This window comes from Pseudoalteromonas sp. RWi3 (assembly GCF_054960735.1).
Window position 1 is genome coordinate 70868 of record NZ_JBHNYL010000004.1, and the last position, 13087, is coordinate 83954.

Genomic DNA, 13087 nt, shown 5'->3' on the forward strand with positions numbered 1-13087 from the left:
CACTAAATATCAATATTAGGATTAGCTTTTGTGTCTTCACGCAAAGCATGCGTCATAGCAACCATGTCATCAGGGATTGGCGCTTGCCACGTCATCATTTCACCCGTAATTGGGTGCGCAATACTAAGTTTTACAGCGTGTAGCGCTTGGCGGTTAAATGCTCTGAGCATTTCAAATAACTCAGGTGTTGCTCCCTTAGGTGGGCGAGGACGTCCGCCATATGAGCGATCACCAATAAGTGGATGATTAATAAACGCCATATGTACACGAATTTGGTGTGTACGCCCTGTTTCTAAGCGTAGACGTAAACGGGTATGCGCACGGAATTTTTCAGCTACGCGGTAATGCGTGATAGCAGGCTTGCCTTGCTCATGAACGGCCATGTGCGTGCGTTGAGTTGGGTGACGACCAATTGGCTTTTCAACCATACCACCAGCGGTCATTGTCCCATTACAGATTGCTTCATATTCACGTGTAAAGTTTTCACGCTTTTGCAATGCCGTCACTAAGTGTGTTTGAGCTGGAATTGTTTTAGCCACCACCATCAAGCCTGTCGTGTCTTTATCTAGACGATGCACAATACCTGCACGTGGAACATTGATGATTTCTGGAAAATGATGCAATAGCGCATTTAACACCGTGCCATCTGGATTACCTGCCCCAGGGTGTACGACTAAGCCCATTGGTTTGTTGATAACCAAAATATCATCATCTTCATAAACAATGTTTAATTTTATATCTTGCGCTTCATATTCTCTTGGCGCTTCAATGCTGGTTTCAACGTTTACTGTTTCGCCACCAAGCAGTTTCTCTCTTGGTGTGTTGAATATTTCACCATCTACGGTGATTTTATCATCCAAAATCCACGTTTTTATACGTGAACGTGAATAATCAGGGAACAATTGCGCCAATATTTGGTCTAGACGTTTACCGCCTAACTCAGTTGGCACCTCGGCTTGAAGTGAAATTTGTTCTGACATTAGTAACTTTACCCAATTTACCAGTGCAAGCTGTGCTCGACTGGGTTAGAATCGCTTTTAGTAAAAGCATTTATATAATAAGTATAGTTTACTCGGTTTTACCCACTTGGCCTAGCCGAAGACATCGAAGGTAACAAATAAAATGATAAATAGAATAGGTAAACGTGCATTCGCCATCGTTTTTACAATTTCATTACTTGGTTTAGGGGCATGTTCATCAGCTCCAGATCAAGAAGATATACAACGCGTTCCTAATAAGTCTGCACAAGCGCTTTATGAAGATGCTAAACAAACGCTGGATTCTGGTTTATATGCACGAGCAATTGAGTTACTAAGCGCCATTGATTCTCGCTACCCATTTGGCCCTATGTCAAAGCAAGTGCAAATGGATTTAGTGTTTGCTCATTATCAAGCAGGTAACACTGAGCAAGCACTTGCAACAATTGATCGTTTTATTCGATTAAACCCAAACCATAAAGACTTGGATTACATGTACTACATGCGGGGTCTGGTGAATATCAAAGCGGACGAAAATGCATTCCAAGAATATTTTGGTGTTGACAGAGCTGACCGCGATGCCAAGCGTACACGAGTAGCATTTACTGATTTATCAACATTAGTAAATCGCTTTCCTGACAGCAGCTACGCGCCTGAAGCAAAAAGACGTTTAGTTTGGTTATTAAATAAAATGGCCCGTTATGAACTAAAAGTGGCTGACTATTACTATGAGCGTGAAGCCTACCTGGCTGCTGCAAATAGAGGTAAATACGTTGTTGAACATTATTCTCAAAGCAGTTATTTGAATCAAGCACTCGAGATGATGGAAAAAAGCTATGAAAAACTTGGCTTACCAGAGCTTAGTAAGCACGCTAAACTAACGCGTGAATTAAACCAGAAGAAGTAATACTCGTCTTACACAACGCTTCTAAAAGGGGGCGTTGTGTAATCTAATGTTAAGCTTGTTCTTGGTTTTCTCTTTCTACTAATGCCTCACATACCTTCGTATTACTTCTTCGTTTATGCCTGACGTATCAACAAAATACCCTCACTGCCAAAAGTGACTACCCCACATGATAGACAAAGCCTATTGAACTAAAGTAGATGCTTTAGGGGCTGAAAACAAAAAAAGGCTGCCAATGTGGCAACCTTTTTAAACTTTTGACCAAAATACCTAAGCCGACTTAAGATGCAGAATTAAGTGTTTCACTGGGCTCAATATCAAGGTCTTACTTTACAACAATGGCAGTCCCTTTTAAGAAGGAACAACGATGAGAGTAAGTCTCTGTGAACGCCCAAGGTGTTGGTTAAAAAGCGATTTATACTACGTTATTGATTTTAACAATAGAACCACTGTTACTTACAAATCAATGCCTTGCCTAAATCGCTTCTAATTCTAACGACACTCAAACTTTGAGGTGGTTTGGTTATTTACCTACGCTTTACGCCACGTAGTTTTACCAGCAGAGTCTTCAAGCACAACACCGAGTGCATTGAGTGCATCGCGAGCTTCATCCGCAGCAGCCCAATCTTTATTCGCACGGGCATCGTTACGTTTAACAATTAACGCTTCGATTTGGGCAACTTCTTCATCAGCTTGGCCGCCTTGTAAAAACGCTTCTGGGGCTTGCTGTGCAACACCAAGCACTTCTCCAAGACAACGTAAAACATAAGCATGCTTACCTGCTTGTGTTGCATCTGAGTCTTTAACCCGGTTAAGCTCTTTAGCCAATTCAAATAACACTGGTAAAGCTTCAGGCGTGTTAAAGTCATCGTTCATTGCTTTTCTAAACTTAGCGACATACTCGTTATTTTCAAGCTCACACGCGATAGGCTCAACACCACGAAGTGCTGTATAAATACGTTCAAGCGAAGAGCGTGCCTGATCTAAATTCTCTTGCGAGTAATTTAGTTGGCTACGATAATGACCTGAGATCAAAAAGTAACGTACCGATTCAGCATCATACTCTTTAAGTACATCGCGTACGGTAAAAAAGTTATCTAATGATTTGGACATCTTTTCTTTGTTTACCTGCACCATACCAGTATGGATCCACGTATTTACGTATTTACCATTGTTTGCACAGCACGATTGCGCGATTTCGTTTTCATGATGCGGAAACTGCAAGTCTGAACCGCCACCGTGAATATCAAAATGCTCGCCTAAATGCTTAGAGCTCATTGCTGAACATTCAATATGCCAACCAGGGCGACCCTCGCCCCAAGGTGACGACCACGAAGGCTCACCTGCTTTGGCTTTTTTCCACAATACAAAATCAAGTGGATCATCTTTATCTTGTGCAACTTCAACGCGTGAACCTGCCTGTAGCATAGTTAAATCTTGTTGTGAGAGCGCACCGTATTGCTCAAACGTGGAAACATCAAACAATACATCGCCATCCGCAGCAACATAAGCATGGCCTTTTGCAATTAAACGTTCAACCATTTCGATGATTTCGTCCATGTGGCCTGTTACCGTTGGTTCGATATCAGGGCGCAACATATTTAAACTATCAAAGTCTTCATGCATGGCAACGGTCATACGAGTGGTTAAGTCATTAATAGCTTCACCGTTTTCATTCGCACGTTTAATAATTTTATCATCCACATCGGTAATATTACGCACATATTTTAAATCATAATCAAGGTGGCGAAGATAGCGCACGATAACGTCAAAACCAACAAATGTACGTGCATGACCAATGTGACAGTAATCATAAATGGTGATACCACACACATACATATCGATTTTCCCATCGACCATAGGTTTAAACTGCTCTTTTTGACGCGTGAGTGTGTTGTAGATATTTACCATTTATTTTAAGTCCTTGACTGTTTACTTGATTGGTTATGTTAACACTTGCAAAGCCCCTGCTCTAGCGCTTTATCAAATCAATAAGCACTTTGTTAATCTCAGCTAACTAAGATAAAATAGCGTTAAATAAATCAGCTAATAGGAAACCTCATGGTTGTTCTACATACAAACTTTGGTGATATCACCATAAACATGCATAAAGAAGATGCACCTAACACTGTTAAAAACTTTTTACAGTATGCAAATGCAGGCTTTTACGACGGTACAATCTTTCACCGTGTAATTGATGGCTTTATGGTTCAAGGTGGCGGTTTTGAGCCAGGTATGACGCAAAAAGAAGTACATGATCCTATTCAAAACGAAGCAAACAATGGCCTTTCAAATAAAAAAGGTACATTAGCAATGGCACGTACGCCTGATCCACACTCAGCGACAGCTCAGTTTTTCATTAACGTGAACGACAATGACTTCTTAAACTTTAGCAGCGAAACGTCACAAGGTTGGGGTTACTGCGTGTTTGCTGAAGTTGTTGAAGGCATGGATGTAGTTGAGAAAATCAAGTCTGTTGCAACTGGCAGCTCTGGTTTCCACCAAGATGTACCACTTGATGATGTTATCATCAAAAGCGTAACTGTAGACTAAGTTAGGCTTACACCCAAACTACTTAAAAATGCATATCTCGCATCTTGAGGTGGTTTGGGTATATTATAAAAGCGGGTGAAATCATCCGCTTTTTATTTATTAAGATCCAGCACTCGAGTCAAAATGCGCCAAACTTACTTTATAGCCGACCTACACTTATCTGAAAGCCGCCCAGATATTACCGCTGCTTTTTACCAGTTTTTAGATAGCCACATTGTTAGTAAAGATGTCGATGCTTTGTATATTTTGGGTGATTTTTTTGAAGTGTGGGTAGGCGATGATTATGTCACTCCATTATCAACTGAGGTAGCTGCAAGGCTCAAGCAAGTTAGCGAAAACGGCACGCCGGTATTTTTTATCCACGGTAACCGTGACTTTATCATGCGTGATGGCTACGCCAAAAAAGCCGGTATGACTATACTCGATGAGCAAACGGTGATTGATTTATATGGCACACCTACTGTCATACTGCATGGCGATGAAATGTGTACTCAAGATATTGACTACCAAAAATTTCGTAAAAAAGGTCGAGGCTGGTGGTGGCCACGTTTAATGCTGGCACTCCCGTTGTGGTATCGCCGAAGTGTGGCAAAAAAAGCACGCGAAAAATCAAAGCAAAACCAAGCCGGAAAATCATTAGACATCCTCGATGTAACCGAAGACGCCGTACTAAATGTTTTTGCAAAACACCAGGTGAATAATATGATCCACGGGCATACTCACCGCCCCGATGTACATCATTATAAAGCACAAGGTGAGGTCCTGACTCGCACAGTACTCGGCGATTGGTACACGCAAGGGTCATACTTAATTGTGACGCCTAAATCTCAAAAATTAATTTCGACTCCCTTTTAAAAAGGCAGTAACATCTCTTCACTCTAAATCGGGTATGATTACAATGAATTGGGTTTTATAGAAGTCCTCAGTCTGGGGGTCCGAATCTAATGTTATTTCACCGTACAATACCTCAGTAACCCATTGGTGTACCATATACAAACCTAAACCTGTATTCCCTTTTCCGCGAGTTGTTGTATAAAAAGGCTCAAAGATATTACTTTTTACGTCATCATTTATGCCACACCCGTTATCAGAGACTGTAAGTCTTATAGCTTCGCCTTTATATTGCTCAACTTTAATGTTAATTAAGCCCGTTTGAAATTCGTCGAATGCATGATTCATCGCATTCATAACTAAATTTTCAATAACTTGAGAAATAATACCCGGCCGGCTGGCTATATGCCTGTGTGTTAAAAATTGGGTGCTAATTTTAATAGGCGAATTTTTTAACCGTGAATTTAATGAAAGGAGTAATTCTTTTATTAGTTTTTCTATATCACACAACTCAAGCTCATCAGTGTGGCGATCAATAGCCATTTTTTTAAAGCTTTTAACTAAAACTGCCGTTTTATCTAAATTTGTTTTCGCGAGAACTAAATTCTCATTAATACTATACATTGTTTCGTCTAGCATCGACTTGGTTAACCCTTCTTCCACTGCTTTGCTTAACTTTTTTAATGCCATATCTGCATTAGATACTGAGATTAATGCACCACCAATAGGCGTATTCATTTCATGTGCAACACCTGCAACAAGCAGGCCTAGCGATGAAAGTTTTCTCGCTTCAATTAAACCTGCTTGTAATGCTAACTGCTGTTTAAGTGTCGTATCTAATTGACGGTTCACAATTGCGAGTTCAACTTTGTCAACAGAGAGTTTATGCGAAAGATTTAATAATTTATTTTGGTATTTATGATCACGATAAATCAAACCAAAACTAATCAAGCTTAACAATATACCAAGTGTAACCGTTAATTGTGCGGCAAAGCGTTTCTCATCATTAATCAAACCATTTGGACTGTTTAATAGAATGGTTATTTCTTTATTCGCATTACTGATATTATTTTTACTTTCATGTATTGAAAGCATAGAAAAACGCCGGTATGTAAACAGCATATTATCAATTAAGGTGGTATTTATGTTTGTTTGACTCTGTGTCAGAGTACTCCATAGCACAGGAGATTGTACGGCTAAGTTATTGCTGGGTTTGTTATACATGAACCCCCATTCTAACGCAGGATCTTTATTTAAAAGCCAAAAACCATCTTGATTTAAAATACTTACTTGAGCTATTTTTTGATTATACGTTTGTATTTCTCTAAACAAATAATCAAGGTTAAAATTCACGACTATCAGACCATCAATGAGGTACTCGTCCCGGTTTGTTTTATACGTTACGCGAATTGTAGGCTCATGTGGCTTAACTATTTTCCCACGTTCAATATTTAGATCAATCTGTGAGGTGAATGTATTTGGTGCTTCGACTTGCATGCCCTGGGTAAAATAATACCTATGTTTTTTATTTTGTAAGAAGCGTTGTTTAACAATTTTGTTTTTATTCTGACCTATGTCAACCCTAAAGCGCTCTTGGCCTTGTGAGTCAATCCATCTTACTTGAGAAATATTATTTGTTGCTGCCGCAAAATTTAAAAAATATTCATTTATGCTAGGCCTTTTCTCATAAATTGTTGATAACGAATCGGATCCATTTTTTTTTAAAACTGAGCCCTGCCCGAGTATTTTTGTCAATTTTTCAATACTGCTTATTTCCCTCGTCAGACTATTACTAATCAATGTGAGCTTTTCATCTTGTACAGCATTAATTTCATTTATTTCACTTTGATAAAGCTGTTCGTAAATCAACCACATAATTAATAGGTTGATAAATACGCTAAACAAAGACTTTAATATTAAACCTTTATTTGAAACTGTAGGAATAGGGTCGGTGTTATTCATTTTTGTCGTTATAATGGTTTAACCAAATGAGCAAGTCATCCATAAATTGGGGTTTTGAAAAATAATAACCTTGCGCTGTTTGGCATCCTTGTTCGAGTAACCAGCTAGCCTCAAACTCATTTTCAACTCCCTCCGCAATGACAAGAAAATTATATTGCTCCGCTAAAGAAAGGATCATTTTAATCATATACTGGTTATTTTCGTTAGACTCGAGGTTAGTAACAAAGTACTGATCAATCTTTATTGATGTAGAGGGTATTTCGTTTATGTGTGCCAACGATGAGTACCCAGTACCAAAATCATCAATACTAACTTTCAAGCCTAGGGTCTTAAATCGCTCTAATGCTTCTTTTATCACACCATAGTTACTTATCGCTTGTGTCTCTGTTACCTCGATTTCAAGTTGTGAAGGAGAAATTCCATGCTCCTCGATTTTTGACTTTACCTGATCAAAGTACCCTGGGTTAACTAAATCGTATGAAGAGGCGTTAAATGCAACAGGTAAGTTAAAGCCGTGGCTATTTAACACTTTGATACTTTCCAATACTTTTTCAAAAACTACATTGTCGAGCTCATTAATCAAACCAGCGGTCTCGGCAAGCTCTATAAACTCATCAGGGCGCACAAACGAGCCGTCAGCTAATCGCCATCTTGCTAAAGCTTCAAAACCAACCGGCGTTAACGATGATAAGCTCATTTTTGGTTGCAATGCCACTTCTAAACTTTGAGTACCAATCGCTGTTCTTAGTTGCGCCATTAACTGATAGCGCCTCGCGATTTCTTGTGTTTTTTCTTTTGTGTGTTTGATGTAGTGAACTTGATTTGACTTTGTACTTAAACTCGACTCAGCCAAATTGATAATTTTATCTGGTGATAATTCTATCACTGAACCTAGATCAAGCTCCAAAGTACTGACATCGATAAATTGCTTTACGTTTTCAATTACATATTGCTGTTTGCTCTGAAACAGCTTGACTCCTTGGTCTATATCAAAATCATCACTGACTAACAAACCAAATGCCCTATTACTAATAAGCGCAATACGAGGCATCTCTTGCGCGAAAACTGATATGATACTATCGTGCACTAACTTAATAAGTTTATTACAAAACTCATGGCCAAACGTGAATGATTTTTCATCAAACTGATAAATATCAAAAAGTAATAATCGGGTTTTCAAGCGCTCACGCGAGTTCATGTTTTTTATTTCTCGCATTAACCAATTTCGATTTTTAAGATTCAGTGTGACATCGGTATAAGCCAGCTCAGTTAAACGGTTCAACAATGAAATGTTTGAAAAGCCAGTATTAACGTTTTCACTAAACACCTTTAGTAAATACTCATGCTGTTCATTGATGGGGTTATCTGATTTTACAATTGTGATGTAATCAACCTCCCCTTTTGCTGGGGCGCCAAAGAAAAACACACTGTGATGCTTAGCAAAAATATGTTGGCGACACTCAATCGCGGATCGAAAATCTTGGTAAATCTCTTCAGATAAAGTATTTTCTCGTAACGCCCCTTTAGCACCTTTGAAGCAACCTTGAGTGGAAAGGATTGTTGCTTTGCAATCAATAGAAGAATTGCTAGAACAAAAAATGCCGCCTCCTTGTGTAATATTTAAAATATTACTAATTTCTTCAAGCACAGCATATGAAAATGAAGCCATGTCATGCTTGCTATTAATACTACGAGAGGCATCTAATACTAACTGCAAGCCTTGTTTGGCTGATTTTATTTGAGAGATATACTCCCAAGTCCGAATATTACTATTTACGATTGATTGTAATTTTTCAGCAGTAATGTCTGATTTATTCCAATACTCGTCGATGTCGAGCATTTTCATTACTTCAGCCTCAGGCGCAAAGCCAGGTTGTCCAGTCAACAGGACAATTCTCATTTCTGCATTACCAATAACTTCTCTTATTGTATTGACTAAGCGTAAACCAGAATCATCATCTTCCATCACTACATCAATAAAAATCAAAGCAATATCAGGATGCATACTTAACGCAAGTGCAGCCTCTGATACAGAGTTTGCTCTGAGCAGCTCAAATTTATAACCATCTTTGACATTGAGAACTTTTAAGCTGTTTATTAATGCATTCTGATAATCTAAGTCATCTTCAACGCTTAAAATTTTCCATACCTTTAAGTTTTTACCTACTGCGTCTTCTTCTTCAGTAAATACAAATAGTCCATTTTTATCACTCATACATTTCACCAAAGTTAAACAAAGGCATAAACCTTATAAATAAATCTCAACAATTGAATTAAATACCCGTTCAGAGAACACTCTAAATTAACACTAGAAGAGAGATGAAAAAGAGTCCAATTTGTTTTAGAAATAAAAGGGACATAGGCAATAAATATGTTTTATTTTGGTAAGTTATATAGTATTCGTTAACGCCAAAGCGCCCCTATATATGGCGCTGAAACAACGAACCTAAGAAAAACTAAAAAATTCAAGAAAAATCAAAAAAATGTATTAAATAATCATAGATTCAAAGGAAGAAGAAATATTTATAAAACTAAAAACGTAAGTACCCTAATACACAAAGCAAGAAGATACTAAGTGCATTAGAAAACAGCTCATGTCTTATTAATTAAATGCGTGATGGTTTATGTATTTTTAGGTGGGTAACCCACTATGAAACTTAAAATCTTCATCCGGCGTTGAAATGAGGTCGGCCTCCAGATTACCAAAAAATTCAACCCGTTGCACAATATCAAAATCCGCTATCTCTTGTGCGAGTGTTAAATAATCTTGGTAATGACGTGCTTCAGAGCGGAGCAATGAAATATAAAAGTCACCAAGACGCTTATCAACATGCGGTGCAAGTTTTGCGAACCGTTCGCATGAGCGGGCCTCAATATATGCACCTACAATCAGTTTATCCACTAATGCGTCTGGCTCAAATGTTTTGACGTGACGCAACATACCTTTTGCATAACGACACGGCGTAATACTTTGATACTCAACACCATACTCATCCATAATTTCAAGCACTTGATAAAAATGATGTAATTCTTCTTTTATCAGCATCACCATTTTATCAATTAAGTCTTGCCCATAAGGTGAGTTAGATTTAGGAATGATCGATTTAGTTAGTTTATTTTTGGATGCTAAATCACGCCAATTTCCCTCACGCTTGTAAATAAGCGTTTCAAACGGTTTAAGCCACGCCAATAATGCATCACCACTTTCCTTGTCTACTGCGTATTTTCTTATTAAAAACATTGCGCTTTGCGCGGCTTTTAACTCACAAATTAAGTGATCGATTAGAATTACAGGTAGGTTTTCTTTTTTAGTTGCTTTATCGATCCAACCATTTGGCGTTTCACAGTTTAAAAAGTCGTTGATGGGTTGCAAAAGTTCGCTATGTGGCACAGTTGGAATTGCTCATAAAATAGAATAATAGAGACCGTATATTACCACGGAACATCCACTAAAATAAATCAGCTAACCCCCTACTAATGTCTAATTCACCTTAGCAAATAGCACTTTCTTGACAAGGACCAATTACTGAACCATAACTTAATACAAGCTGTATAAAAATAAAACAGTACATTTATCCTTCTTAAGGGGCACACAATGATTTTAAACCATTTATGGGGCATATATGCTCATCCACTTGAAGAGTGGCAAACCATAGATAACCGCCATGAAAGCCTAAGCTATAGCCTTTCTCATATCCTGCTTATTGCTTTATTCCCATCTGCAATGGGCTACTACTCCTCAGTGTATTTAGGTTGGAGCATTGGCGCTGGAAACCCTGTGTTTTTAACACATGACAGTGCTGTATTAATTGCAATTGCCATGTATGCGGCATTAATTGTAGGTGTTTTTGCACTTGCCTATTTGTCTCACTGGATGGCCGTTACATTTGGCGCTAAACCTACGTTTACGCAAACACTAGAGCTTGCAGCCTACACATCTACACCTGTATTTATGTCTGCACTAGCGGCATTTATACCCGAGTTGTGGTTCGTTGTGTGCGCAGGTATGGTCGCATTAGCGTATTCGGTCTATTTGCTGTACACAGGCGTACCAATTTTAATGCACATACCAGAAGAACGAGGGTTCATTTACGCAAGTTCAGTTGTTACATGCGGCTTAATACTATTGGTAATTATTTTAGCAGTCACGGCCATGTTATGGACGAATGGTATTATTGATCCTACATTTACATAGTTAACCCATGCAATCACTAAGAATCTTATGAAGTAGAAAACAGGCGTATATAAGTTATTAAATGTGTTTCGTTATTTTTCCTTTCCTATGCAAAAAAGGAGCTAAATTAGCTCCTTTTTTTTTGCATTCAAATTCAGTTAATCTGAACCGTTTTCTTCTTGGTTATGTAATTCTAACCCTGAAGACATTGCACTTTCTCGTGTTGATTTAGCAGAGTCATTACGCAATCTATCAATACGATTAAGGTAATCTTGATCGATACCACCAGTAATGTATTGGCCATCAAATACAGAAGTCTCAAACCGACTAATTTCTGGATTCTCTTGGCGAACTGCCGCAATTAAGTCATCAAGTGATTGGAAGATTAAACCATCAGAGCCAATGCTAGCGTTAATGTCTTCTACTTCACGACCGTGAGCAATTAGCTCAGCCGCCGATGGCATATCAATACCATATACATTAGGAAAGCGAATTTCAGGTGCCGCTGATGCAAAATAAACATTCTTAGCACCTGACTCACGAGCCATTTCAACGATTTGAGCTGAAGTAGTACCACGCACAATTGAGTCATCAACGAGTAAAACATTCTTACCTTTAAACTCACGATCAATAGCATTAAGCTTTTGGCGCACTGACTTTTTACGCATTTCTTGGCCTGGCATAATGAAAGTACGGCCAATATAACGGTTTTTAACAAAACCTTGACGGTAAGGTAATTCAAGCACACGAGCAATCTCTAGCGCTACATCGCACGATGTTTCAGGGATAGGAATAACCACATCAATGTCTTTGTCAGCCCAGTCACGTGCTATTTTTTCGCCTAACTTGGTACCCATGTTTACGCGCGTTGCATAAACTGACATACGGTCAATGTTTGAATCAGGGCGAGCAAAGTAAACAAACTCAAAGATACATGGTGAATAAGAGGCTTTTTCAGCACAAGCTTGAGAATAAAACTCACCTGCCTCGGTTACGTAAATTGCTTCACCTGGTGCTACATCACGTACAAACTCAAAACCATCAGTTTTTAGTGCTACACTTTCTGAAGCGAACATGTACTCTGTACCGGTTGCTGTTTCTCGCTTACCAAATACTAGTGGACGAATGCCATTTGGGTCACGAAACGCAAGCACACCATGGCCAATTACCATTGCGATGGCTGCATAGCCACCCTGTACTTTGCTAATAACCTCAGTTACAGCAGTGAACACATCTTCAGGATCAAGCTTTAGCTTGTCAGCTTTGCTTAATTCATGAGCCATGATGTTAAGTAAAATTTCAGAATCCGATGTCGTGTTAACGTGACGGCGTGCTTCAGAAAATAATTGCTCTTTAAGCTGCTCTGCATTGGTTAAGTTACCATTATGAGCTAAAGCAATACCAAACGGCGAGTTAACGTAAAAAGGTTGTGCTTCTGACGAGCTAGATGAACCAGCTGTTGGGTAGCGTACATGGCCGATACCAATAGTCCCTTGTAAGCGTTTCATATGACGAGTGTGAAAAACATCTTTCACTAAGCCATTTGCTTTACGTAAACTAAACGTGTTGTTTTCTATGGTAATGATGCCTGCAGCATCTTGACCACGGTGTTGCAAAACAGTTAAGCCATCATATATCGCCTGATTTACAGGAGATGTTCCGACTATTCCAACGATACCGCACATG

At 38.8% G+C, this 13087-nt stretch carries 10 protein-coding genes and 1 pseudogene; 4 read left to right on the top strand and 7 right to left on the bottom strand.

The annotated features are described in order from the left end of the window. Positions 1–2 precede the first annotated feature (2 nt). The gene (gene rluD / locus ACFI4Z_RS07670; protein ID WP_462670071.1) at positions 3–980 is read right to left on the bottom strand and encodes a 23S rRNA pseudouridine(1911/1915/1917) synthase RluD; all 978 of its coding nucleotides are present in this window, start codon (positions 978–980) and stop codon (positions 3–5) included. A gap of 142 nt (positions 981–1122) precedes the next feature. On the opposite strand from rluD, the gene ACFI4Z_RS07675 reads away from it, so the two are divergent. Next, the gene (locus ACFI4Z_RS07675) at positions 1123–1884 is read left to right on the top strand and encodes an outer membrane protein assembly factor BamD (RefSeq protein ID WP_135473059.1); all 762 of its coding nucleotides are present in this window, start codon (positions 1123–1125) and stop codon (positions 1882–1884) included. A gap of 78 nt (positions 1885–1962) precedes the next feature. Here the strand turns inward: ACFI4Z_RS07675 and ACFI4Z_RS07680 are convergent. Together ACFI4Z_RS07680 and cysS are read right to left on the bottom strand one after the other, a co-directional pair. Beyond that, positions 1963–2052 (bottom strand): annotated as a pseudogene (locus ACFI4Z_RS07680) (transposase); the annotation flags it as partial. A 360-nt stretch (positions 2053–2412) separates the two neighbouring features. Next, entirely contained in the window at positions 2413–3792 is a 1380-nt protein-coding gene (gene cysS / locus ACFI4Z_RS07685; RefSeq protein ID WP_462670072.1) for a cysteine--tRNA ligase, read from the bottom strand. Between the two features lie 150 nt (positions 3793–3942). Here cysS and ppiB point away from each other — a divergent pair, with 150 nt between their 5' ends. Next, positions 3943–4434: a peptidylprolyl isomerase B gene (gene ppiB, locus ACFI4Z_RS07690; RefSeq protein WP_099296124.1), complete on the top strand. Its 492-nt coding sequence runs from the start codon at positions 3943–3945 to the stop codon at positions 4432–4434. 123 nt (positions 4435–4557) lie between these two features. Next, positions 4558–5289: a UDP-2,3-diacylglucosamine diphosphatase gene (locus ACFI4Z_RS07695; RefSeq protein ID WP_462670073.1), complete on the top strand. Its 732-nt coding sequence runs from the start codon at positions 4558–4560 to the stop codon at positions 5287–5289. Positions 5290–5307: 18 nt separating this feature from the next. Here the strand turns inward: ACFI4Z_RS07695 and ACFI4Z_RS07700 are convergent, their stop codons facing one another. The 3 genes from ACFI4Z_RS07700 to miaE all read right to left on the bottom strand — a co-directional run bounded on the left by ACFI4Z_RS07700 (position 5308) and on the right by miaE (position 10618). Then, positions 5308–7227, bottom strand: coding sequence for a sensor histidine kinase (locus ACFI4Z_RS07700; protein WP_462670074.1), 1920 nt, complete (start codon positions 7225–7227; stop codon positions 5308–5310). Continuing rightward, a complete protein-coding gene (locus tag ACFI4Z_RS07705) occupies positions 7220–9442 on the bottom strand; it encodes an EAL domain-containing protein (protein ID WP_462670075.1) in 2223 nt (740 codons plus the stop codon). Before ACFI4Z_RS07705 ends, ACFI4Z_RS07700 begins: the two co-directional genes overlap by 8 nt. Before the next feature lie 417 nt (positions 9443–9859). Beyond that, a complete protein-coding gene (gene miaE / locus ACFI4Z_RS07710) occupies positions 9860–10618 on the bottom strand; it encodes a tRNA isopentenyl-2-thiomethyl-A-37 hydroxylase MiaE (protein WP_462670076.1) in 759 nt (252 codons plus the stop codon). 204 nt (positions 10619–10822) lie between these two features. Here miaE and ACFI4Z_RS07715 point away from each other — a divergent pair, with 204 nt between their 5' ends. Then, positions 10823–11422 carry a Yip1 family protein gene (locus ACFI4Z_RS07715; RefSeq protein WP_394193065.1) on the top strand — a complete coding sequence of 200 codons (600 nt, stop codon included), beginning with the start codon at positions 10823–10825 and terminating at the stop codon, positions 11420–11422. 137 nt (positions 11423–11559) lie between these two features. Here the strand turns inward: ACFI4Z_RS07715 and purF are convergent, their stop codons facing one another. Then, positions 11560–13086, bottom strand: a complete 1527-nt coding sequence (gene purF / locus ACFI4Z_RS07720; protein WP_462670077.1) for an amidophosphoribosyltransferase — start codon at positions 13084–13086, stop codon at positions 11560–11562. Position 13087: the final 1 nt, after the last annotated feature.